Raw genomic sequence first — 21,556 nt, forward strand, 5'->3', positions numbered from 1 at the left:
CGAGTGTCAGACTGTCCAAATCTTCTCGTAGCCAACCTTAGCTAGAAGCTCATTTCGACTTTCGATAGCAGCCAAGTCGAATTTTTCGGTATCAATGAGTATCTCATCAAGAACAACGCCATTGTCGATCAAGATTTTCTTCTTGTCCTTAAAATCCTTTGATTTCAACTTCTCGTGATTTAATTCAGCGTCACAAAAAATCAAATTTCCCAACGATGCCTTAGCTTCCTCCGAGAATCTCGTATCGCTCTGAGGAATAATGTGCTCGATCGTAAATCTGCTGTAGTCTACATTTGCTCCCATTCGGTAATAGCTGTCGAATTTCCTCAAGATATATCTAACCAACCCTCGTTGGCGGGTGTACGTATTAGAAAAAAGAATATTACCCCATCCAAGCATAAATTCTGGATAATCTGGAACCTTTTCAGACAACTTTCCAGATAGGTCTTTGAGAGCAATTTGCTTTTTGTCCTTGTCCACGGCATTTCTAATAGAGCGGGCCGCGTGAGAATACATAAAAGAAATCCCGCCTGAGCTCCTCTGAGAGGTAACAGCAGTAAAAATAAAATGAAAATTCTCAAGTTTCTTTAAAATGGTTTCACATTGCCTCCTAGTAAGAAGGTCAGAAAAATAGTCGTGAACTATAGACAAAACGGCAGGCGTAGCTTGCCGGACTTTGAAGGATTGGAGAGCCTCCAGGGAGTCCCGTATATCGTCCTCGTTGTTTCCCCACTTGCGGTACTTTGGCTCGAAAATAGTTCTATAATATGGGGCCTCTCTATAAATTTTATCAAGATACTGATCTACATTATTTGCTTTCACGTATCCCTTAATCTCTTTAAAGAGGGCTTTTTCAGTTGTGTATTCACGAAAAGACAGCCAGTGGTGATGCAAAAATTGGCTAATATCAATGTCGGCTTCCGCCTCTCCGATAATACGAGAAATCTCACTCCATTTCTCCTTCGCAACATCATTGTTGACGTTAGAAGGTTTCATCAATTTCGTGATATGATTCTTTACCAGATCGGACGCCTCTAACTCCTTTCCCCGAGTGTTGAGGGTCTCGAAAATGAGATATGCGTCATCCTCGTTGTCCAACTCTACAACTATAACCTGCAGCCCCAAAACTTTGTCACGCATCAACTTGAGAAAACCAACCTTCTCAGATTGTCTTTTCTCGCTCGAAATGGTGCCGTCCTGATCGATCAAGCTCAATTTTTCACCCAACAGCGCCAGCAAATCATCATAAGCAGATTTCAGAGCCGCCTCTTCGTCGCCAACTTTTGCTTTTAGGTCAGGTTTTCCCATTTTCTGTATGTGATTTTGGAAGAACGGATAAGGAGCTTCGGAAAAGAGCGTGTAACGCACATGTGCATTTATATCTTTGCGCTCAAGGACACCTTGAAGCCCTTCGGCCAAATCCTTCTCTGCCAGGTCAAGGAATTTGTCGCGAATCGCGCAAAGCAATATCGTTATTGTCGTCAAGCGCTGCTGGCCATCAACGACCATAAATTCAGCTTTATGGCTATAAAGCACCATCGATCCTATAAAATAATCATTATCCTCGTTTTCCACTATATCTACCCAAAAATCAGAAATATGCTCCTTTTCCCAAGAGTATGGCCTCTGGAATCTCGGTATGACGTAAAACCCGCTATCAAATAGCGTTTGAATGGTTTTGTCGTAAGGACGAACTTTCATTCATTTCTGCCTTAAAAATCGACTTCGATCACGGCCGAGAGCAATCTTGGGACGCTACCCGATCTTTTCGATCGGAGCATTCATGGCGGCTTGCAGCTGGGCCAGCGAACCCTTTTGCCCAAGCCTGAATATATTCCACGCTTTTATAATAATGGAGGCACGTACAAGCTCATGTATCCGGCCATTATTATTCACTTTCTGCGAGTGAAGAAGTGCCTGCATGGTGTCTATTATCTGGTACGGACCATTTCTCTTTCCGGTCATCCAAGCGTCATAGAAATCTGAGCACTTGCTGCTGTCAGCCTTTGAGAATTTGTACAAGAGGGCTGCGGCCTGCCCCGCCGGGTGGGCATACTGTTTATTTATGGCTCGCCCTTTTGACAGGAAAGCCTCGATATCGGGATACTTGCTTTTCACCAAGCCAAGAACAAAATCGGGGCCTAATGTATCCCGATTGTTGGGGTTTGTGTCGATCAGGTATGCCCACCGTACCGCTGACGCGAGCGTAGAGGCATACTTGTACCCGGCAATATGTAGGACATCTGCGGCGTTTCGCGGCTTCCCAATATCCATCCGACCAAAAAGGCCTGGATCGATATTAAAAACGACATGGGTTTTTAAATTCTTGTCTGACCTGACACAGGCCGCAAGCCTATTTTGGCCATCTAGAAGGCGACCGTCACTACCAAACTTGATAGTGTCTCCGGTAAGCCCCCACCTATTTAAGGAAATGTCGGAAGAAAATTGCTGGACCTTATTTGGCTTTGGTGGTCGATTTCCCTTGTTTCTTTCGTCCAAAAGAATTTTTGCAGTTTTCGGATCGATATCAATGATCCGGCTCGTTGCAGGAGGCTCCTCGATAAGTTGCTCGATTTCTCCCAGCGCTTTTAGATTCTTGTGTTCCATATAAATCCCCAATCCCCGCGAGGGATCGTACACAGAAACTTTTGTGTACACAATATTAGCCGGTGCGGGCCCTCACCCCACAGCCACACATTCAATCTCGATATCAAACTCCATCGGCCACGACGCCACCGGCACAAACGTCCGCGATGGCGCGTTCTCGGGGAAGTACCGCGCATAAACCCGGTTGATAGCGCCGTAGAAGCCGGCATTGACGGCGTAGATGCGCACCATCACCACATTGTCCAGCGAGGTGCCGGCCGCTTCCAGGCAGTGTTTCAGAGCCTTGAGCGACGCCTCGGTTTGTACCTCGATGTCGCCCTTGACCAGCTTGCCGGTCGTAAGATCGAGCGGCGGCGTGCCGGAGACGAAGACCAGCCCGGCGGCCTTGGTCACCAGCGACAGCGGCACGCCGAGCGCACGCACCGCCGCCGACAGCACCGGCACTTCGATGATTTCCTTGGTCATGACGATCTCCCTGTGGTTACGGCGAGCTTATCGCGCTCCAGGCTGAACGCCAGCGCTCGATATTGTCGTCCAGAAGCCGCCGCTCAATGGAAACCAAGCGTCACCATGAAGCGGCGTTTTTCTGCAGACCCAAGACTTCAGGAAACAACCACCATGGATGCCGGCTCACCAAGGAAGACTCACGCCACCGCCACGCACTCGATCTCGATATCGAACTCCATCGGCCATGACGCCACCGGCACAAAACTCCGTGCCGGCGGGTTGGTCGAGAAATACTTGGCATAGACCCGGTTGATGGCGTTGTAGAAGCCGGAATTGACGGCGTAGATGCGCACCATCACCACATTTTCCAGCGAGGTGCCGGCCGCTTCCAGGCAGTGCTTCAGCGCCTTCAGCGACGCCTCGGTCTGCACCTCGATGTCGCCGCGCACCATCTCGCCGGTCACCATGTCCACCGGCGGCGTCGCCGAGATGAAGACGAAGCCATTGGCCTTCACTGCCGTGGAACAGGGCAGGCCGAGTGAGCGCACCTTGTCCGACATGACCGGCACTTCGATGACTTGTTTTTTCATGGTGGTCTCCCTGGGTTGGGGGGAGCTTATCGTGGCGGCCAGCGAACGCCAGCGTCGTTCTTCCCTTCTCCCCTTGTGGGGTAAGCAGCCGGTTCGCGAAGCGAATTCATCGTGCCAGTGGCACGATGAAAGGCCGGCGAACGCCGGGACGCTCCGAAGCAGCGGGGACCCGGCAGGTGGATCAGCCTCCCCCGGCCCTTCGCATGGCTCAGGGCGTTCGAAGCTCGAAAAGCCAAGGGTCAAGCCGCGCCCTAATGCACCGCCGCCAAATCCTTCAAATGCATCTCGTGCATCTTCAGCGTTTCCAGCGTCTTCTTGGCGAATTCCTTCAGCGCCGGGTCGTCGCCGGATTGCGCATAGGTGGAAACCATCGCCACGGCCTGCTTGTGTGCCTGCGTCTGCAAGGTGATGTATTTGGCCTGGAAGGCGTCGCCGTCGAGCGCCTTGAGCTGGTCGAGCATCGCCTGGTCGTTCGGCTGCAACGGCGGGCCTTGCGGGGTGACTGACGCCGTGGTCTGGCTCTTTTCAAGCGCCGCCTTGAAATCTTCGCCGGCCTTGGTGTGATCCTTGACCATCAGTGCGGCGAAATCCTTCACATCGGCCGCGACGGCTTTTTTCTCGGCCAGCTTGCCGCTTTCGATCTCGAAGCGGTTGGCGCTGGCCAGGGTCCTGGTGAAGGTTTCGGTGTCGACCTTGTTCTCAGAAACGGGCGGCACGTCGCTGGACGGCTGTTGGGAAAAGGCTGAAGGCGTTCCGGCGAGAAGGGCCAGCATGGCGGTGGCGAGATGCGGTTTCATCGAAGCGCTCCGTGAGAGGTGTCCTCGAAGGCCCAACGCGGCGGAGGCGGTGAGGTTGCCGACGCGCCGCTTCTCCAGTCCGAAGGATGAAAAGCGGCCTCACGATTGCAGCGTGACCCCTGCTCTACGGGCGACGAGGCCCCAGCAGGAAGGCCGTCATGGTTGCGCTCACGCACGCCACCGCCAACAACGCAACGGCGCCCGAAGCGCCGGTCCTGCGGCGAATTGAAACAAGGTTTTCTGAAGCGCGAGCATTGTGAACCAGTCCGTACAAGTCGGACCTGCTGCCATGCCGAACGGAATAGGCGCGGGTCAACTCCGCACCGAGTAGAAAGATTTGTGATGAATAGTAGACCCAGAGCAGTATGACGAGCAGCCCTCCGGCCGCGCCATATGAGGAAGCGATTGTACTTGTGCTGATATACCAACCGATAAGCGACTTCCCCAACGTGAACAGAGCGGCGGTGACGACAGCGCCGATCCAGACATCCCGCCATTCCAAGGCACGGTCCGGCAGGACTTTGTAGATCGCGGCAAACATCACGGTGATCAGGGAAAAGGATATCAGGGTGTTGATCGCGCTCAGAACAAATTCGCCGAACGGCAATTGAGCGCTGATCAAATTGCCCAAAGCCGAGATCGCCGCGCTCGCCACCAAAGAGACCAGCAACATAAAGCCGAGGGCGGCGACCAGGCCAAGACTTGCCGCACGGGCGCGCAAGAGCCGCGACAGCGAACTCCCTTTCGCTTCAACCTTCCATATTGCATTCAGGGCCTGCTGCATCTCGCCGAACACCGCGGAGGCGGTGACGAGCAAAGTGGCCGTGCCGATGATGGCCGCCAAGGCCCCCGATGATTTGCTGGATGCCCCTTCGAGCGCGGTTTGAAGGACCGCCGCGCTGTCTGAACCCATCAGCCCCGAGATCTGAGCAGACAAAGCCAACTGCGCTGCGTCATGCCCAAACGCAATGCCTGCTATCGCGACGACAATTATCAGAACCGGGGCCAGCGACGTGGCGGCATAAAAGGCCATCGCCGCGCCGTGGCTAAGGGCATTGTCGTTGACAAAGCCAACCAGGCTTTCTCGCACCAAGTCCCACAGGCTGCTGACTGTTGTCGGTCGCATTTCGAATCCGTGAAGGGGGTCGAAACCGTCTCCTATCAATGCAGCGGGCCTTCCGATGTTCCGGCCGAAGCAGGCACCAGCCCCGCCTGGCTCGTCGAGCAGGTGGGATAGCGACCACTTGCCGAAAAGCCGTTCCAAGCTGAAGCGCGGCGACTGAAGCCGACACGTCCTGATGTCAGTGACAGCACGCCTCGCCATACTGCAGCTGCTCGTGCCAATCCGGCCGGCCTTGCGGGGTGAAATCCATCAGGTTCCACAGGATCTCGCAGGTGCCGATGGCGCGCGGGTCCTGGCCGGGCTCCGGCGGCACGAAGCCGAGCTCGGACGACCAGAAATGCCTGATGCCGTCGCCGTCGCGGTGGAACACCGACAAAAGCGGGATCTGCGCGCCGCCGGCAGTCTCGGCATTGTAGTCGCGCTTGAAGCTGTTGGCGGCCGACGACACCAGCCGCATGTTCTTCCAGCCGCGGTCGCGACCAAGCGTGACCAGATTTTCCAGCGCGGTTTTCGCCACAACCGCAAAATTGAAGCCGGCGGCTTCCAGATGCCCGACGGCGCCATCCCACTGGTCGAGCAGCGCCGTGCAGGACGGGCATGGCTGGTCGGGACGGGCGAGCTTGGCCGTGCCGCCGCTCACCGCCACGTCGCGCGTTTCCTGCGGATGGCGCGGAAACATCATCTGGTAGAGGATGAGTAAATCCTTGCCCGGCGCGAACAGTTCCGACAGTTTTGTCTTCGCCGGCCTGCCGTCGGCGCCGAGCGCATCGAAGACATAGTCCTGGCGGATCAGCCCGCCCGGCGGCAGCGCGCGCCGCGCCTCGGCCACGGCTTCCATGGCGCGGCGCAGCTCGATTTCCTTCTTCAGAAGCTTTTCGCGGGCGGTGCGATATTTCGCGAATTCGTTGGGAAAGGTGATCATGATCGGCTCCCTTAAGTCGGCGCCGGCGTCCCGGCGCTGTTGTTCTGCGACCCAAGGACGTTTGGCGACGACCGGTTCCCGACATTTCTTCGGATGGCGCGGCAATTCATTGCAAGGGAACCTCCCAGGCTTCCCGGCATTCTCACGGCAAGGTAAAGCGAGCCGTGGGGGGGACAAAATGCACGAAGCCGACGAGATCGACCTGCGCTGCCCGCAAGTGGTGGCCGACAATGCCGCCAAGGGCTTGCGGCTGCGCGGAGAGTTCGGCCGTGGCGGCACCGAGATCGGCGTGGCGCGGGCGACCGAACTGAAGAACCGCGAGAAGCTCGCGCCGTCCACCATCCGCCGCATGGTCAGCTACTTCGCCCGCCACGAGGTCGACAAGCGCGGCAAGAATTACGGCAATGAGGACAACCCGTCGGCCGGCTATATCGCCTGGCTGCTGTGGGGTGGCGATGAAGGCCGCGCCTGGGCGCTGGAGATCAAGCAGAAGATCGGCAACGCGCCGGATATTTAGGGAGAAGATCGCGCATGAAGGCAGGCCCCGAAACCCCAGCGCGGGACCTGCCTTGGAGGCGCCGACACATGCCGGTGCGGCTTCCTCCTGTGCCCAGCTGATCGACGATCCAGATCAGCCGTTTGGCGTCATGACGCTTCGTTAGCATGGACCGACGGCCGCTTATGTGAAGCTGTTCACATTGCGCCGGGTTTTCCGCTCGGCGGCGGGAAAATCGGCCGGCACCAACCGGCAGGAAGCGATCGGCCCTTAGCCTTCCCAGGCTACGGGCATCATCCCCAGCCGCTCGTAGAGCCGCACGGCGGCGGCATTCTCGACCGTGTTGGTCTTGAGGTCGACATGGGCCGCACCGCGGTCGCGAAAGGTGGCGAAGGCTTGCCACATCAGCGCCTCGCCGATGCCCTTGCCGCGTGCCCCGGGGTGAACGGCGAGATCCTTGATGAAAGCAGACGTCCAGCACAGCGCCGCTGCCGCCAGCCGGCCCTTGCCGTCGATGACGAGGAAGCACAGCGCCGGGTCGAATTCGGGATCATCCGATATGCGCGGCCACCATTCGTCGAACGGGCCGTCGGCGCCGTCGTCGAACACCTCGCTCAGCAGCGCATGAAGGGGTCGTGCGTCGCCTGGCTCGAAGCAACGCATGGCAAAACCATCAGGCCAGTGCGGTGCAACGAGCGTCTCGTCGAGGATCTTGCGCAGCCGGATGTCGTTGAGGGCCGGCGGGCGCGGTTCAGGCATCGCGCTCAGGCGTCGGGCTGCGGACGTCGCTTGCGGTCGACACCGAGGCCGGTCGCCTCGAGCAGGCCCTTGCGCTTGGCGTCGAAATAATAGCCGGTCTGGTAGAGCCAGTCGGCCTTCTTGGCGTTGCCGCCGGCCACCAGCCAGGCGCCGCGCAGATACTTGACCGCGTATTTCAAATTAGTCTCGGCGTCGAACAGGCCCTTGGCCGGCCCGTCATAGCCCATGCCGCGCGCCGTCGCGTGCTTGATCTGCATCAGCCCCCAATGGCCATTGTTGTAAGCCTTGGGATTGAAGGTGCTCTCGCGGTTGACGACATGGCGCACCAGATCCACCGGCACCTGGTAGAGCGCGGCGTATTTGACGATCAGACGGTCGACATCGCCACGCATGCCCGTGTGCTCTTCCTGCGCCGGACCAACCGGCGCGGAGGGGAACTGCACCAGGGAAGCCGGGTTCTGCGGCACCACATAGCCGACCTGTTGCACCCCCGGCAGTTTCTGGCCGCCGCCGGCGACCGCCGGCACAATGAGCCCGGCGGTGGTGTAGGTCTCAGCCGTTTGAGCCGCCTTGACGGGCTTACCCGCCCTGGCCGGCGGCGGCGCCTGCCAGGCGTTGGCGGTCATGACAGCGGGCACGGCGGGTGCGGCCGGCGTGGAGCCGGCAAAGGCGGCGGTCGCCATGGCCGGCTGGGCGGCGGGATCAAGCGCCGGCGCGGTCGCCGGCGTCAATTCGGCGGTCTGGACGGGCGGAATACCCGAGGATTGCGGCAGCACCGAAACCGTCTCAGGCAGCGGTATGGTGAAGCCGGCATCGCTGCCGGCAACGGTCGCGGTTTCGGTCAGGGACGGCGCAGGCTTCATCTGCGAGGTCGAGGTGCAGCCGCTGATGCCGGCTGCCGCCACGATCACGCCGATCGCGATAAGGGTTTGTTTTGCTGGCAAGCCGCGCTCGGGTCCGGTTCGTCGGGGTGTTAAGAAATCCCTTACACCAGCGATTCCAGGGTAGCAATCGGGGCCATCTGGTGGTTTTCGGGTGGCGAGACGCAGGCGGTGATGCCATATTGTTCCTGATATGTACCGGCAGGAATCCCGGATTTCGCCGCTTTGCGGAAAGGAGCGCATCATGGAAACGGCACCGTCGATCACAGCTGGCCACGCAGTGTTAGAAACAGTGATCGGTTTCATGGGCATCGCCTGGAGCGAAAAGGGCCTGATCCGGCTCTGCCTGCCCGAACGCAGCCGTGAATCGGTGGAGCGGCGGCTGATGCGCCATAGCGGTGTTTCCGCCTCCACGGCGCAGCCGCCATGGGTGGTCGAGCTGATCGCCTCGATCAAGGCATACGCCGCCGGCGAGGACGTCGATTTCTCCAATGTGCCGGTCGATCTCGACGGCGTCGACGATTTCCGCCTGGCCATCTACGACGCGGCACGAAAACTCAGCTATGGCGAGACCATCACCTATGGCGAACTCGCCAAGCGCGCCGGTCATGCCGGCCTGCCGCGCGAAACCGGTGCGGCCCTCGGCGCCAATCCGGTGCCGCTGGTCATCCCCTGCCACCGCATCCTGGCGGCCGGCGGCAAGATCGGCGGCTTCTCGGCGCCCGGCGGCTCCGTTACCAAGGAGAAGATGCTGGCCATGGAAGGCGTGCGCGTCGGCCCGCCGCCGCCGGCGCAGGTGTCCTTCGGGTTCTGAACCGCCGGCGCGGACGCTGCCCCTACTTGGCGTCGCCCTAATTGTTGTGGAAAAATCGCCGGCGGAAATGCCGGTCATTGTCCGGCCGCTTGCAGTTGTAGACCGGGCAGGAACTGGTGTCGGCGCTCGGCACATAGGCGCGCGTCCGCACCTCGCCCATGGTGCAGAATTGCTGGCTCTGCACATAGCGGTCGTAGAGCGGCAGCCCAGGCACGCGTTTCGACTGGTAGCGCAGGATGACCGCGCCTTGCCTGGCGATCGTCGACTGCACCTTGCCGCAGCTCATATGCGTCGGGTCATAGCGCGAGATCGCCTGCGCCTCGGCGGCCACCAGCGTCAGACAGGCGGCAAGCACTATGGTTTTCATGGTTTCCTCCCCTGATCCGCCGCCCACGGACAGCGCGATCCGCCGCGACGGTTCCACCAGATTGGGGCGGCCGTTGGGCAGGCCTTCAATCACAGCTTTCTCACGCAGTCTTGTTTTTGGAACGAAAGCAGCCTATATCAGCCCCATTGATATTTCGGCCGATCGATCCGGGCCTCGCGATCTTCGCGTTTGCTGACGTCTATCTCCAAAATCTCGATGCACACCGGCTGGACTTCGGTCCGGTCAAACCAAAGCAAATGCAAGGACTATTTTTATGGCAACTGGAACGGTCAAGTGGTTCAACGCCACCAAGGGCTTCGGCTTCATCCAGCCTGACGCGGGCGGCGCGGACGTTTTCGTCCACATCTCCGCTGTCGAGCGCGCTGGACTGTCGACCCTGGTCGAAGGCCAGAAGATCAACTTCGAGATCGAGCAGGACCGCCGCACTGGCAAGTCGTCCGCTGGATCTCTGAGCAAGGCAGCCTGATTTTGCGAATGGCGCGCGCCGGGCGAGAGCTCGGGGCGCGCGGCAAGTCACGGATGTACTGACGGTCGCGCGAGAAGCGGGCCCGGAGCGGAAAGACCCGACAAGCTGGAACAGCAGATAGCTGCCAGCCCGGACCGGACGCTCCCAATCAGGCTACCAAGCATGGGAAGGCGGGATTTATCCCGCCTTTTTGTTTGTCTGGGTTCAGCCATTTAACTTTGCAACCCCGATGATCGAGGCCGATGCAAAGGCAGGTCGACTGGACGAGTTTGCCAAAAAGGCGTTGGCCGAAGTTCGAGCCGGAAACTTTCGACGTCTTTAGCCGCAGCGCCGAGGCCTTTTCAAGAATTCGCTCTGGCGAGTCAGATAGCGTGGTTTTCGAGAACCGGGGCGGAGCGTACGTTTAAGTACGTGAGCACCGGAAGCGCAGAAAACCGCGCTAGGTGACCGCCGGAGTAGAATTATTGAGAAGGTCTCAACCCACCCACTCGATTGGCACGTGCCCCGGATCCGCCTCGACGCGGCCAAGCCAGGCCACGACAGCCGGATAGGCGTCGAGCTGGAAGCCGCCCTGCTCGGCCGTATGCGTGTAGGCATAGAGCGCGATGTCGGCGACGCTGAAGGCAGTGCCGGCGAAGAAGGCGTTGTTCTCCAGATATCTGTTCATCACGCCGAGCGCCTTGTGGCCGCGCTCCAGCGTCATCGCCAGCCGCTCGGGCGTCGCATCCCTGGCGCGTTCGGGGAAGGTCAGGAGCGCCTTGCGCACGGCGATATAGGGCTCGTGGCTGTATTGCTCGAAGAACAGCCATTGATAGGCGAGCCCACGCTCATACTTGTCCGCCGGCAGGAAGCGCGTGCCTTCGGCGAGATAGAGCAGGATGGCGTTGGACTCGGCCAACCGGCGGCCGTCGTCGAGTTCGAGCAGCGGCACCATGGCATTCGGGTTCTTGGCAACGAAATCGGCTTTGCGCGTGTCGCCGGTATGCGAACTCACCTCGATCGTGGTGAAGGCGAGGCCAAGCTTGGCCATCAGCAGGCGCGGCTTGTAGCAATTGCCGCTGTCGATCATGCTGTAGAGTATCATGGACGGTCCCCGGAGCTGCCTTGACCAGGCGATTATCGCAGCCGCCTCGCCTTCAACCAATGATTTGTTTTGGCGCGACCATCAGCGGCGCTGATGAGAGCATCCTTCTCCCCGTAGAACGGGGAGAAGGATGCTGTGGCACCGCTTTCGCCAGTCGCCGAAGTCGCTTAGCCGAACAGCGGCACGACATTGTTCTCCCTGCCCAGCAGCGCATCGATAACGAGCGGTTCTTCGTTGAAGATGGTGCCGGCCAGCGCCGGCCGTGCGAGAAGATAGCCCTGCAGCAGGTCGACGCCGCCGTCGAGCGCGACGCGCAGATGGACGGGCTGCTCGATGCCTTCGACCAGCACCCTGGCGCCGCGGTCGTGCAGGCTGGAGACCAGCGGGCGGAAGAAGCGTTCGGCGGCGGCGTGGCGGCAGAACTCCGCGAACCAGCCGCCATCGATCTTGACGATGTCGGGCTGAAGCAGGCTCACCCGCTCCTCGGTCGAATGGCCGGTACCGAAATCGTCGATGGCGATGCGGATGCCGTCGCGCCGCATTTCACGCACCAGGTGGGCCAGAAGCGCTTCGTCCGCCGCCTGTTCGGTGATTTCGCAGACCAGCATGCCGGGGGCGAGGCCGAGTTCGCCGAGATGCCGGCTCATCAGCCTGATCTCGGCCAGCGCCCGCCCGGAATGGTCGTTGACCATCGGATTGTAGTTGAAGAACAGATCGAGCCCGTCGACGCCGATATTGTGGAAATTCCTGAGATGCAGCACCCGGCACATGGTCTCGACAAACACCCGGTCCGCCGGGGCAACGCTTTCGAAGAACGCCCGCGCCGACCCTGCCCTGCCGGCGCGGTGCGGCTCGATCAGGCCCTCGACCGCCACTGCGTGCAGCGAACGCCCAAGCGGCGCGAAGATCGGCTGATAGGCGCTGCGCAGGCGGAACTCGCCATGGACGCCGTATTCGATGCCGATCTCGTCAACGAAGATCGCCTCGCCGACATTGCGCCGCCGCTCGATCCTCATGGCGCGACCCTGCGCCCGAAGGCTTTTGCCGGCCGCGCCGTACGCGGAGCGACGATGGAGGCAGTGGACGCATCACTTGCGGCGGCAACCGGGTCCGGAGTTTTCCCGAAAACACGGAAACTCGTCGGCGCCAGTTCCGGCCGCGCCAGCACGAAACCTTGGACCATGGAAGCGCCGGACTTTTCGGCGAGCTCCAGCTGCCACCCTTCCTCGATGCCCTCGAACACCGTGCGGATGCCCTGTTCTTCGAAGCTTTTGACCATCGTCGTTAACAGCGCGAAGCCGGCGCCGGACTCCATCAACTGCGTGATCCAGGTGGCGTCGAACTTGACGATGTCGGGCCGCAACTCCTTGATGCGGTTGATGTCGGAATCGTCGGCGCCATAGTCATCGACGGCGATGCGAAACCCGTTGCCCTTGAGTGCGGCGACGAAGCTGTGCAGGGTCTCCTGCGATGCCGATCTCTGCTCGGTCACCTCGCACACGACACGGCCCGGATCGATGCCGGCCTCGTGCAGCACCAGCCGCATTTCGCGCAGGGCATTGTCGGCGATCGACCGCTCGGTGAACACCGACGGGTCGAAATTGACGAAGATCGACGCCTCCTGCGGCAGGCAGGCGCCGGCATTGAGCAGATGCAATGTCCTGGTCAGCGCCTCGACATGCAGGCGGTCGGCGGCCGGACAGGTCGAGAAGAAGGCCATCGGCGATTGCGGCTCGCCGTCGCGAAACGGCCGGATCAGCCCTTCGAAGGCGGCAACCGACAGCTTGCCCTCCTTGAACGCGAAGATCGGCTGGAAGGCGCTTTGCAGCGTGTAGATGCCCCAGACACCTGACGAGGTGCCGTCATCATGACGGATGATATGGGCAAGCCCGATGCTGCGCGACAAGGGTTCCCTCGCTCCGCGAAATGGCGGAATGGATTGCGATCCTGCCACTCAAGCCCTTACCGCCCGTTAATGAATTTTTTGTTGCCGCCTACAGGTGGCAATCACGGCTCGTTGAGGCCTGGATCAGCCGACAATGCTTGCACTGAGCGAAATCATGCGACATGAGAAGCGCCGCGGCCGCTCCTGGCCGCGCCGATCTTCCCAAGGAGAGATATCTGGTCATGGCCTTTCTTGCCGACACCCTTTCCCGCGTAAAGCCTTCCGCCACCATCGCGGTGACGCAGAAAGCGCGCGAGCTGAAAAATGCCGGCCGTGACATTATCGGCCTCGGCGCCGGCGAACCGGATTTCGACACGCCCGACAACATCAAGAATGCGGCGATCGAAGCCATCCGCCGTGGCGAAACCAAGTACCCGCCGGTTTCGGGCATTGTGCCGCTGCGCGAGGCGATCGCAAAAAAATTCAAGCGCGAGAACAATCTCGACTACAAGCCCGAGCAGACCATTGTCGGCACCGGCGGCAAGCAGATCCTGTTCAACGCCTTCATGGCGACGCTGAACCCCGGCGACGAGGTCATCATCCCCCGCCCCTACTGGGTCAGCTACCCCGAAATGGTGGCGATCTGTGGCGGCACGTCGGTGTTCGCCGACACCTCGATCGACAATGGCTTCAAGCTGACGGCCGAAGTGCTGGAGAAGGCGATCACGCCGAAGACCAAATGGCTGCTGATGAACTCGCCGTCCAACCCGTCGGGCGCGGCCTACACGCAAGCCGAACTGCGCGCGCTGGCCGACGTGCTGTTGAAGCACCCGCATGTCTGGACGCTGACCGACGACATGTACGAGCACCTGACCTATGGCGACTTCGTCTTCAAGACCATCGCCGAAGTCGAGCCGAAGCTCTATGAGCGCACGCTGACCATGAACGGCGTGTCGAAAGCCTATGCCATGACCGGCTGGCGCATCGGCTATGCAGCGGGTCCGGTCCAGCTGATCAAGGCGATGGACATGATCCAGGGCCAGCAGACCTCGGGCGCCTGCACCATCGCCCAATGGGCTTCCGTCGAGGCGCTCAACGGCCCGCAGGACTTCATCGCGAAGAACAAGGCGATCTTCCAGGGGCGGCGCGACCTCGTCGTATCGATGCTCAATCAGGCGCGCGGCATCACGTGCCCGTCGCCGGAAGGCGCCTTCTATGTCTATCCGTCCTGCGCCCAGCTGATCGGCAAGAAGACCAAGGCCGGCAAGGTGATCGACACCGACGAAGCCTTCTGTTCGGAACTGCTCGAGGCGGAAGGTGTTGCGGTGGTGTTCGGCTCGGCATTCGGCCTCGGCCCCAACTTCCGCATCTCCTATGCGACCTCGGAGACGCTGCTGGAGGAAGCCTGCACGCGCATCCAGCGCTTCACGGCATCGCTGACCTGATCGGATCGATCTGGCGACAAAAGAAACCCGGCGCCATCATCGCCGGGTTTTTTGTTGGAGGCGAGGGTGCTTACGCCTGCTGCTTTGCTTGCCTGGCCGAACGCGCCTCGGCCGGCGCCAGGACCATGATCAGCAGAGCGGCGGTGAGGAAGGCGGCAATCGCCGCCGTCAGCATCGCGGCGTGGAAGCCGCCGGCATAGGCGGTGGCGAACAGCCGATGCACGCCACCCGCGCCGATTGCCGCGTCGGTTGCGAAATCATGCCGTGATATGGCGGCACGAGCCACCGCTTCGGCATTGCCGACACCGGCATCGCGGAGATATCCGGTCAACAGGCTCGTCGCCCGCATGCTCATCAAGGCGCCAAGCAGCGCGATGCCGATGGCCAGCCCGCTCTGGCGGGTGGCGTTGATGACGGCCGACACCATGCCGGAGCGCTCGCGTGGCGCGTAGGACATGGCGGCGGCACTGCCGGTCGGGATCGCCAGCGAATTGCCGAGACCGTTGATGATGAACAGGGCGCAGAGCAACGCGTATGGCGTCGACGGCCCGGCCCAGCACATGCCGAGCATCGAAAGCCCGATCAGCACATAGCCCGCCGTCATCAAGAGCGAATGCCCAAAGCGGCCGCTCAGCCGGCCGATCCAGGGTGACACAACAATCTGGACAAGGAAGGCCGGCGCCATGCGCAGGCCGGTCTGCGTCGGCGACCAGCCCTGCACCTGCTGCAGGAACATCGAGAAGAAGAAGACGCAGCTGTAGGAGGTGAAGCCGAGTGCGAACGAGGCGACGTTGGCGACGGCAAAGCGCACGTCGCGGAACAGGCCGAGCGGCAGCATGGGCCGTGGCGTGCGCGCCTCGAAGCCAAGGAAGGCCGCCAGGCCAACGACACCGGCAATGATGGCCGTGATGGTCCAGGCATCGCCCCAGCCGTTCTCGCCGGCAGAGATCAGGCCGAAGGTCAGCGCGCCGAGCCACAGGATCGAGAGCGCCAAGCCGACAAGGTCGAGATGGGCATGTTCGGGATGCGCCGTCTCCTCGATCGACACGGCGCCCAGCGTGATGGTGAAAAGGCCTAGCGGCAGATTGATCAGGAAGATGCTCTGCCAGCCGACTGTCTGCACCAGAATGCCGCCCAGCACCGGGCCGACGACCAGAGAAACGGCGGCGAACGCGGCCCAGCCGCCGATGACGCCGGCCCGCTCGCGTGGATCGGAAAAAGCCTGCGTCAGGATCGACAGCGCGCCAGGAATAAGCAGCGAGCCGGCAATGCCTTGCACCACGCGGCCGGCGAGCAGCGCCGGCAAATTGGGCGCGACGGCACAGATCAGCGAACCGGCAACGAAGATACCGACGCCGGCCAGCCATGAGCGCTTGCGGCCATAGCGGTCACCGATCAGCCCCGACGACAGCATGAAGGCCGACAGGCACAGCGTGTAGGAATTGACCACCCATTGCATGCCGCCGAAATCGGTGTGCAGCGCCTGCTGGATGGTCGGCAGCGCGACATTGACGATGCTGACGTCGAGCAAGGCGACAAACGTGCCGAGATAGACGGCGGCGACGAGCGGCAGGCGGTTCTTCGGCATGGTCTATCCCAACATGAAACATGCAGCCATCTATGCCACTGACCGACGGTCAGTCAATATGGATAAGTCACTTTGGAATCATTATAAAAAGCTTGTCTAGGCCGTTAGAAGCAGGTTAATGAAAATCGATAAGCCAGTGCTGCGGAAAGACCCGAACGGTGAGCCGAACCCTATGCCTGTCATTGCCAGGAAGGCACTGAAACCACGCACCAAGCCAGCCGAGGTGCGCCGTGACGATATCTTGCGGGCCGCCACGTCGCTGTTCGTTGCCAAGGGCGTCGGCACCACGACGATCGACGAGATCGCCACCAGGGCCGAAGTCGCCAAAGGCACCTTCTATCTCTACTTCACCTCCAAGGAGGATGTCGTTGCCGCCCTGCGCGAGCGGTTCGTGGCGGGGTTTCGCGCCCGCATCCTGAGCGCCATGGAGGCCTGCCCGACTGATGACTGGACCGGGCGCCTGAAGAGCTTCGTCAGCGCCGGCATCGAGGCCTATCTCGATGACCATCGGCTGCACGACGTCGTCTTCCACGACCATCGCCCCGACCAGCGGCAGATGAAAGGCGACAACCCGCTGCTCGGCGATCTCTCTGCCCTGCTGGCGGCCGGCACGAAAGCCGGCGCCTGGTCCGTCGACGACCAGGACCTCGCCGCAATCGTCCTGTTCAACGGGCTGCACGGCGCAGTCGATCACGCCATCGAAGGTGGCGTGCGCGACGGCAGCGAACTCGCGGCAAACCTTTCCGCGCTGTTCCTGAGCATGGTGCGACCCAAATAGGCCCGCCGTCCGCGGCTGGTCAGGTCTTAGCTGTCATATTGCTCGCCGGAAACCGCCTCCAGCCAGTCGGCATGGACGCCGTCGAGCGCTTCCTGCATGGCGATATGCGTCATCGCCGTCTTCGGCCCGGCACCATGCCAGTGCTTCTCACCGGGCGCGAACCAGATCACGTCGCCTGCCCTGATCTCCTGGACCGGGCCGCCCCATGTCTGGGCAAGCCCAGCGCCCGAGGTGACATAGAGCGTCTGGCCGAGCGGATGTGTGTGCCAGTGGGTGCGCGCCCCCGGTTCGAAGCTGACCAGTGTCGCTCTCAGCCGCGCCGGCGCCTCCGCCTCGATGATCGGCGTCTGCAGAACCCGGCCGGTGAAGTATTTCTCCGGCGCTATGATGGTCGGCACGCTGCCGCAAGCAATGATCTTCATCGTCTGATCCTGAAACTGGTGGTGAAGCGACCGGCGGCAAACGCCGCTGCTCGTCGAGGCAAAAGCATTGTCCGCCGATATCGCCCGAGGCGCAACCGGCCGTTTCGGCTGTCTGGAGGAAGAAGCGGTTTTCTCTCCTTAACCATGAACCTTTCGCGCATGACGGCACGGGGCGAAGCAACGGCGAATTCAATGTCTTCTTAACGGCTCGCCACTAGCCGTGAGCCTGCATTGCGGGGGCCGTCGGATGAGCATACTGGCGACGATCAAGGACCATAGCGGCCGGATCTATCGCGGCATCCAGGCCCTGCTTTTGCTGAGCATCGGCGCCGCCGCATTCGGCGCTTTCGACATCTCGCGCAACCTGCCCTCGGGCGGCGCCTTCGCCGTCTCGAGCCTGGCCACCGGCCTTGCCTTGCTGGCACTGATGTACATGCGCAGCAGCGTCGTCCATCGCTTGCGCTCGGCGGAAGCGGCGGAAGCAGAAAAACATCATTTCCTGACCAGGGACGCCATGACCGGGGCGATGACCAGGCGCTACTTTCTCGAAGCGCTGCGCGATAGCTTGGGCACCATGCGCGACCGGCGCGAGGCGACTTTGCTGTTGATCGATGTCGATCATTTCAAGCAGCTCAACGACACGTTCGGGCACCAGTTCGGTGACCTGGCCCTGGTGCACCTGGTCAAGACGTCGGAACGCGTCTTTGCCGGTGGCATGGTCGGACGGTTGGGCGGCGACGAATTCGGCGTCATCATTCCGCATGGCGACCTCGCCGCCATCAACAAGGACATCAGGCAATTGCTCGATACGATGCGAGCCGGCAAATCGCATGAAGGCAAGACCATTCCGCTCTCCATCTCGGTCGGCGTGGCACTGGCGCCGGCTCATGCCTCCAACACGGCGGAACTGATGCTGGTTGCCGACCTGGCGCTCTACGAAAGCAAGGCGGCCGGCCGTGGCCGCGTCACCGTATTCGATGAGGAGATGCTGTCCGACAAGCGCTACCGGCGCCTGGTCGAGCGGGAGTTGCGCGCGGCGGTCTATCTGGGCGAACTCGAACTGCACTACCAGCCGATCGTCAATCCGGACGGGTCCGCTTATGCTCTCGAAGGGCTGATCCGCTGGCGTCATCCGGTTCGCGGGCTGATCTCGCCGGCCGAGTTCATCCCCATCGCCGAACGCTCGACCCTGATCGACATGCTCGGCGAATGGGTGTTTAAGCGGGCTTGCACCGATGTCGGCCATTTCCCCGGGCGCCGCATCTCCATCAATGTTTCGGGCGAGCAGCTGAAGCGCGACGAGATCGTCACCATGTGCGACCGCGTGCTGAAGGAAACCGGTTGCTCGGCGACGCAGTTCATCATCGAGATCACCGAGACCGTGGCGACCGCCGCCACGCCGGAAATCCTGCGGCGCCTCGAAGTGTTGCGCGGCCTCGGCTTCCACATTGCGCTCGACGATTTCGGCACCGGCCATTGCGGCTTCAACTATCTGAAAACCCTGCCCATCGACAGCATCAAGATCGACCGCTCCTACATACGCAGCCTTGGCCATGACCAAGTGGCGCAGATCTTCGTTTCGGCGCTGGCGCAGATCGCGCGCATCCAGGACGTCACCATCGTGGCGGAAGGTGTCGAGACGCAGGAAGAGTTCGCGCTGGCCAAGGCCGCCGGCTGCAACCGTTTCCAGGGCTACTTCTTCGGCAGGCCGGCGCCCCGCGACAAGGTGGCGCCCTTGCGCGCCATCGATGCCGAACCCTTGGCGCTGAGCGCCTGAGACCCCCACCGCACGGCAGCGGATTTCTATTTCCCTTGCCCTGCCGGCAAACAAGTGGGACGATGCTTCAGGGCAGGTGGCAACAGGAAAAGAACCCCGCCCGCGACGGTCGAACAGGCCGGCCGCCGCTCAGGACCGATTGACCACGCCTGAACCATGCATGCCAGTCGGTCCCTAGGGAAACGCCTGAGTGGAGGTCAGCCATGGGTACTCGCGCCGGAGGACGACGCACGGGACCGAAATGCATTGCCATAGTCGGTCCCTTTGCAAGCGGTAAGACGACACTTCTCGAAGCCATATTGGCCCGTACGGGCGCCATCCCCCGACAAAATCCCGTTTCATCAGGCAGCACCGTCTCGGATCATTCGCCGGAGGCGCGCGCCCACGCCATGAGCGTCGAGGCGACGATCGCAACCACCGAATTCATGGGCGAGCAGATCACCTTCGTCGATTGTCCCGGCTCGATCGAATTCTCCTTCGAGGCCGAGCCGGTGCTGGCCGCCTGCGACCTCGCGGTGGTCGTGGCCGAGGCGGACGAAAAGAAGATTCCTGCCCTGCAGCTCATCATGCGCAAGCTCGACGATCTCGGCGTGCCGCGCATCCTGTTCCTCAACAAGGTCGACAAGGCGATTTCAGGCGTGCGCGACACGCTGAAGATGCTGCAGCCGGCAAGCTCGGTGCCGCTCCTGCTGCGCCAGATTCCGCTGCGCAAGGACGGCGTCGTCATCGGCTCGATCGACCTGGCGCTGGAGCGTGCCTACATCTACCGCGAATATGCCGAAAGCGAGGTGGCTCAGATACCGGGCGACGACAAGGCGCGCGAACTGGAAGCGCGCTTCTCGATGCTGGAAACCCTGGCCGACCATGACGACCAGTTGATGGAACAGTTGCTCGAGGAGATCGAGCCGCCGAAGGACGCGATCTTCGATGATCTCGCCGCCGACCTGCGCGAAGGCGTGGTGACGCCGGTGCTGATCGGCACCGCCGAGAGGGGCAACGGCGTGCTGCGCCTCTTGAAGGCGATCCGCCACGACGCGCCCGACATCGAGGCGACCCGCAAGCGGCTTGGTGCCTCGGACGGCGGCGCCACCGTGGTCCAGGTGACGAAGACCATCCACACGCCGCATGGCGGCAAGCTGTCGGTGTCGCGCATCCTGTCCGGCCAGGTCGCCGATGGCTCCGAGCTGTGGCTGCCCGGCGGCGACACCGCCAAGGTTTCCGGCATCTACAAGATGCTCGGCAAGGACCAGTTCAAGCTCGCCGCCGCCAAGGCCGGTGACACGGTGGCGCTGGGCAAGCTGGACGAGGTCAAGACCGGCCAGACGCTGACCTCGGCCAAGGGCGGCACCAAGCAGCTGTTTACGTTCGAGCCGCCGCAGCCTGTCTTCGCCTTCGCGCTGCGGCCGAAGGAACGCAAGGACGAGGTTAAGATGTCGGCCGCCATCCAGCGGCTGGCCGAGGAAGATCCCTCGCTCAGCCTGCGCCACAACCAGGACTCGGCAGAGACGGTGCTGTCAGGCCACGGCGAAATGCATCTGCGCGTCGTGCGCGAGCGGCTGGAGGGCAAGAACCAGATCCCGGTCGAAGGCCACGCGCCGGCGGTGCCCTATCGCGAGACGATCCGCAAATCGGCGCAGCAGCGTGGCCGCCACAAGAAGCAGTCGGGCGGCCATGGCCAGTTCGGCGATGTGGTGATCGAGATCAAGCCGCTGCCGCGCGGCTCCGGCTTCCAGTTCACCGACACCATCACCGGCGGCGTCGTGCCGAAGACCTACATCCAGTCGGTCGAGACAGGCATACGCGATTACCTGAAGAACGGCCCGCTCGGCTTCCCCGTTGTCGACGTCGCCGTCAACCTGTCGGACGGCTCCTACCATGCGGTGGATTCCTCCGACATGGCCTTCCAGATGGCGGCCAAGCTAGCGATGAAGGAAGGCATGGCCGCCTGCTCGCCGGTGCTGCTGGAGCCGGTGATGAAGGTCGAGATCGTCACGCCGTCCGACGCGACGTCGAAGATCATCGCGCTGATCCCGCAGCGGCGCGGGCAGATCCTCGGCTATGATGCGCGGCCGGGATGGCCGGGATGGGATGTCGTCGAGGCGACCATGCCGCAGGCCGAGATCGGCGACCTGATCATCGAACTGCGCTCGGCGACCGCGGGCGTCGCCAGCTATCGCGCCGTCTTCGACCATATGGCCGAACTCACCGGCCGTCTCGCCGACGAAGCGATGAATACCAGCGGCAAGGCAGCCTGATCCTGATCTTGACGCACCATCCCCTCGAACCC

Annotated in this window: 22 protein-coding genes; 7 read left to right on the forward strand and 15 right to left on the reverse strand. The window is 61.4% G+C overall.

Features of this window, described 5'->3' with window-relative positions; translation table 11 throughout:
* Positions 1 to 6: 6 nt before the first annotated feature.
* From ACLGL5_RS32575 to ACLGL5_RS32605, 7 genes are all read right to left on the reverse strand, one after another.
* A complete protein-coding gene (locus ACLGL5_RS32575; protein ID WP_069092941.1) occupies positions 7 to 1,701 on the reverse strand; it encodes a DUF262 domain-containing protein in 1,695 nt (564 codons plus the stop codon).
* A gap of 54 nt (positions 1,702 to 1,755) precedes the next feature.
* Positions 1,756 to 2,607, reverse strand: coding sequence for a hypothetical protein (locus ACLGL5_RS32580; RefSeq protein ID WP_069092942.1), 852 nt, complete (start codon positions 2,605 to 2,607; stop codon positions 1,756 to 1,758).
* A gap of 72 nt (positions 2,608 to 2,679) precedes the next feature.
* On the reverse strand, positions 2,680 to 3,072 hold the full coding sequence (locus tag ACLGL5_RS32585; protein WP_069092943.1) for a RidA family protein: 393 nt from the start codon (positions 3,070 to 3,072) through the stop codon (positions 2,680 to 2,682).
* A gap of 179 nt (positions 3,073 to 3,251) precedes the next feature.
* Complete coding sequence (locus ACLGL5_RS32590) at positions 3,252 to 3,644, reverse strand: RidA family protein (protein ID WP_069092944.1); 393 nt, start codon at positions 3,642 to 3,644, stop codon at positions 3,252 to 3,254.
* A 251-nt stretch (positions 3,645 to 3,895) separates the two neighbouring features.
* Positions 3,896 to 4,441 (reverse strand): DUF4142 domain-containing protein, encoded by a 546-nt coding sequence (locus ACLGL5_RS32595; RefSeq protein ID WP_069092945.1) that lies wholly within the window; start codon positions 4,439 to 4,441, stop codon positions 3,896 to 3,898.
* Positions 4,442 to 4,565: 124 nt separating this feature from the next.
* Positions 4,566 to 5,567 (reverse strand): YihY/virulence factor BrkB family protein, encoded by a 1,002-nt coding sequence (locus ACLGL5_RS32600; RefSeq protein WP_069093509.1) that lies wholly within the window; start codon positions 5,565 to 5,567, stop codon positions 4,566 to 4,568.
* 175 nt (positions 5,568 to 5,742) lie between these two features.
* Positions 5,743 to 6,486 carry a DUF899 family protein gene (locus ACLGL5_RS32605; RefSeq protein ID WP_494372838.1) on the reverse strand — a complete coding sequence of 248 codons (744 nt, stop codon included), beginning with the start codon at positions 6,484 to 6,486 and terminating at the stop codon, positions 5,743 to 5,745.
* Between the two features lie 178 nt (positions 6,487 to 6,664).
* Here ACLGL5_RS32605 and ACLGL5_RS32610 point away from each other — a divergent pair, with 178 nt between their 5' ends.
* Entirely contained in the window at positions 6,665 to 7,003 is a 339-nt protein-coding gene (locus ACLGL5_RS32610) for a hypothetical protein (RefSeq protein WP_069092947.1), read from the forward strand.
* A 249-nt stretch (positions 7,004 to 7,252) separates the two neighbouring features.
* On the opposite strand, the gene ACLGL5_RS32615 is transcribed toward ACLGL5_RS32610, so the two are convergent.
* Positions 7,253 to 7,741 carry a GNAT family N-acetyltransferase gene (locus tag ACLGL5_RS32615; protein WP_019860528.1) on the reverse strand — a complete coding sequence of 163 codons (489 nt, stop codon included), beginning with the start codon at positions 7,739 to 7,741 and terminating at the stop codon, positions 7,253 to 7,255.
* A 5-nt stretch (positions 7,742 to 7,746) separates the two neighbouring features.
* Positions 7,747 to 8,685 (reverse strand): lytic transglycosylase domain-containing protein, encoded by a 939-nt coding sequence (locus ACLGL5_RS32620; RefSeq protein WP_081295863.1) that lies wholly within the window; start codon positions 8,683 to 8,685, stop codon positions 7,747 to 7,749.
* A 181-nt stretch (positions 8,686 to 8,866) separates the two neighbouring features.
* Here ACLGL5_RS32620 and ACLGL5_RS32625 point away from each other — a divergent pair, with 181 nt between their 5' ends.
* Positions 8,867 to 9,436 (forward strand): methylated-DNA--[protein]-cysteine S-methyltransferase, encoded by a 570-nt coding sequence (locus ACLGL5_RS32625; RefSeq protein WP_019860531.1) that lies wholly within the window; start codon positions 8,867 to 8,869, stop codon positions 9,434 to 9,436.
* Positions 9,437 to 9,473: 37 nt separating this feature from the next.
* Here ACLGL5_RS32625 and ACLGL5_RS32630 read toward each other — a convergent pair whose 3' ends face one another.
* A complete protein-coding gene (locus ACLGL5_RS32630) occupies positions 9,474 to 9,803 on the reverse strand; it encodes a hypothetical protein (RefSeq protein ID WP_027047277.1) in 330 nt (109 codons plus the stop codon).
* Between the two features lie 274 nt (positions 9,804 to 10,077).
* On the opposite strand from ACLGL5_RS32630, the gene ACLGL5_RS32635 reads away from it, so the two are divergent.
* Positions 10,078 to 10,290: a cold-shock protein gene (locus ACLGL5_RS32635; RefSeq protein ID WP_010910991.1), complete on the forward strand. Its 213-nt coding sequence runs from the start codon at positions 10,078 to 10,080 to the stop codon at positions 10,288 to 10,290.
* A 475-nt stretch (positions 10,291 to 10,765) separates the two neighbouring features.
* Here the strand turns inward: ACLGL5_RS32635 and ACLGL5_RS32640 are convergent, their stop codons facing one another.
* From ACLGL5_RS32640 to ACLGL5_RS32650, 3 genes are all read right to left on the reverse strand, one after another.
* Positions 10,766 to 11,374 (reverse strand): glutathione S-transferase family protein, encoded by a 609-nt coding sequence (locus ACLGL5_RS32640; protein WP_038648957.1) that lies wholly within the window; start codon positions 11,372 to 11,374, stop codon positions 10,766 to 10,768.
* Positions 11,375 to 11,541: 167 nt separating this feature from the next.
* Positions 11,542 to 12,390 (reverse strand): EAL domain-containing protein, encoded by an 849-nt coding sequence (locus ACLGL5_RS32645; protein ID WP_038648960.1) that lies wholly within the window; start codon positions 12,388 to 12,390, stop codon positions 11,542 to 11,544.
* Positions 12,387 to 13,280, reverse strand: a complete 894-nt coding sequence (locus ACLGL5_RS32650) for an EAL domain-containing protein (RefSeq protein WP_069092949.1) — start codon at positions 13,278 to 13,280, stop codon at positions 12,387 to 12,389. The genes ACLGL5_RS32645 and ACLGL5_RS32650 overlap by 4 nt, the downstream gene beginning before the upstream one ends.
* A gap of 221 nt (positions 13,281 to 13,501) precedes the next feature.
* Between ACLGL5_RS32650 and ACLGL5_RS32655 the strand changes: the two genes are divergently transcribed.
* Positions 13,502 to 14,704, forward strand: coding sequence for a pyridoxal phosphate-dependent aminotransferase (locus tag ACLGL5_RS32655; RefSeq protein ID WP_069093510.1), 1,203 nt, complete (start codon positions 13,502 to 13,504; stop codon positions 14,702 to 14,704).
* 70 nt (positions 14,705 to 14,774) lie between these two features.
* On the opposite strand, the gene ACLGL5_RS32660 is transcribed toward ACLGL5_RS32655, so the two are convergent.
* Positions 14,775 to 16,292 carry an MFS transporter gene (locus ACLGL5_RS32660; protein WP_494372839.1) on the reverse strand — a complete coding sequence of 506 codons (1,518 nt, stop codon included), beginning with the start codon at positions 16,290 to 16,292 and terminating at the stop codon, positions 14,775 to 14,777.
* A gap of 118 nt (positions 16,293 to 16,410) precedes the next feature.
* Between ACLGL5_RS32660 and ACLGL5_RS32665 the strand changes: the two genes are divergently transcribed.
* Complete coding sequence (locus tag ACLGL5_RS32665) at positions 16,411 to 17,070, forward strand: TetR/AcrR family transcriptional regulator (protein WP_081295864.1); 660 nt, start codon at positions 16,411 to 16,413, stop codon at positions 17,068 to 17,070.
* Positions 17,071 to 17,096: 26 nt separating this feature from the next.
* Here ACLGL5_RS32665 and ACLGL5_RS32670 read toward each other — a convergent pair whose 3' ends face one another.
* Positions 17,097 to 17,492 carry a (R)-mandelonitrile lyase gene (locus ACLGL5_RS32670; RefSeq protein ID WP_069092951.1) on the reverse strand — a complete coding sequence of 132 codons (396 nt, stop codon included), beginning with the start codon at positions 17,490 to 17,492 and terminating at the stop codon, positions 17,097 to 17,099.
* A 247-nt stretch (positions 17,493 to 17,739) separates the two neighbouring features.
* Between ACLGL5_RS32670 and ACLGL5_RS32675 the strand changes: the two genes are divergently transcribed.
* Both ACLGL5_RS32675 and ACLGL5_RS32680 read left to right on the forward strand, forming a co-directional pair.
* Positions 17,740 to 19,269 (forward strand): putative bifunctional diguanylate cyclase/phosphodiesterase, encoded by a 1,530-nt coding sequence (locus tag ACLGL5_RS32675; protein ID WP_069092952.1) that lies wholly within the window; start codon positions 17,740 to 17,742, stop codon positions 19,267 to 19,269.
* Between the two features lie 203 nt (positions 19,270 to 19,472).
* On the forward strand, positions 19,473 to 21,524 hold the full coding sequence (locus tag ACLGL5_RS32680; protein WP_069092953.1) for an elongation factor G: 2,052 nt from the start codon (positions 19,473 to 19,475) through the stop codon (positions 21,522 to 21,524).
* Positions 21,525 to 21,556 lie beyond the last annotated feature (32 nt).

The organism is Mesorhizobium sp. U510, from assembly GCF_059180695.1.

Excerpts from the sequence above, each read along its gene's own strand:
- ACLGL5_RS32635 (WP_010910991.1), top strand. The coding sequence starts at position 10,078 with ATGGCAACTGGAACGGTCAAGTGGTTCAACGCCACCAAGGGCTTCGGC.
- ACLGL5_RS32615 (WP_019860528.1), bottom strand. The coding sequence starts at position 7,741 with ATGCCTGAACCGCGCCCGCCGGCCCTCAACGACATCCGGCTGCGCAAG.
- ACLGL5_RS32605 (WP_494372838.1), bottom strand. The coding sequence starts at position 6,486 with ATGATCACCTTTCCCAACGAATTCGCGAAATATCGCACCGCCCGCGAA.
- ACLGL5_RS32670 (WP_069092951.1), bottom strand. The coding sequence starts at position 17,492 with ATGAAGATCATTGCTTGCGGCAGCGTGCCGACCATCATAGCGCCGGAG.
- ACLGL5_RS32600 (WP_069093509.1), bottom strand. The coding sequence starts at position 5,567 with ATGCGACCGACAACAGTCAGCAGCCTGTGGGACTTGGTGCGAGAAAGC.
- ACLGL5_RS32645 (WP_038648960.1), bottom strand. The coding sequence starts at position 12,390 with ATGAGGATCGAGCGGCGGCGCAATGTCGGCGAGGCGATCTTCGTTGAC.
- ACLGL5_RS32660 (WP_494372839.1), bottom strand. The coding sequence starts at position 16,292 with ATGCCGAAGAACCGCCTGCCGCTCGTCGCCGCCGTCTATCTCGGCACG.
- ACLGL5_RS32575 (WP_069092941.1), bottom strand. The coding sequence starts at position 1,701 with ATGAAAGTTCGTCCTTACGACAAAACCATTCAAACGCTATTTGATAGC.
- ACLGL5_RS32655 (WP_069093510.1), top strand. The coding sequence starts at position 13,502 with ATGGCCTTTCTTGCCGACACCCTTTCCCGCGTAAAGCCTTCCGCCACC.
- ACLGL5_RS32580 (WP_069092942.1), bottom strand. The coding sequence starts at position 2,607 with ATGGAACACAAGAATCTAAAAGCGCTGGGAGAAATCGAGCAACTTATC.
- ACLGL5_RS32590 (WP_069092944.1), bottom strand. The coding sequence starts at position 3,644 with ATGAAAAAACAAGTCATCGAAGTGCCGGTCATGTCGGACAAGGTGCGC.
- ACLGL5_RS32610 (WP_069092947.1), top strand. The coding sequence starts at position 6,665 with ATGCACGAAGCCGACGAGATCGACCTGCGCTGCCCGCAAGTGGTGGCC.
- ACLGL5_RS32585 (WP_069092943.1), bottom strand. The coding sequence starts at position 3,072 with ATGACCAAGGAAATCATCGAAGTGCCGGTGCTGTCGGCGGCGGTGCGT.
- ACLGL5_RS32665 (WP_081295864.1), top strand. The coding sequence starts at position 16,411 with ATGAAAATCGATAAGCCAGTGCTGCGGAAAGACCCGAACGGTGAGCCG.
- ACLGL5_RS32680 (WP_069092953.1), top strand. The coding sequence starts at position 19,473 with ATGGGTACTCGCGCCGGAGGACGACGCACGGGACCGAAATGCATTGCC.
- ACLGL5_RS32640 (WP_038648957.1), bottom strand. The coding sequence starts at position 11,374 with ATGATACTCTACAGCATGATCGACAGCGGCAATTGCTACAAGCCGCGC.
- ACLGL5_RS32675 (WP_069092952.1), top strand. The coding sequence starts at position 17,740 with ATGAGCATACTGGCGACGATCAAGGACCATAGCGGCCGGATCTATCGC.
- ACLGL5_RS32595 (WP_069092945.1), bottom strand. The coding sequence starts at position 4,441 with ATGAAACCGCATCTCGCCACCGCCATGCTGGCCCTTCTCGCCGGAACG.
- ACLGL5_RS32630 (WP_027047277.1), bottom strand. The coding sequence starts at position 9,803 with ATGAAAACCATAGTGCTTGCCGCCTGTCTGACGCTGGTGGCCGCCGAG.
- ACLGL5_RS32625 (WP_019860531.1), top strand. The coding sequence starts at position 8,867 with ATGGAAACGGCACCGTCGATCACAGCTGGCCACGCAGTGTTAGAAACA.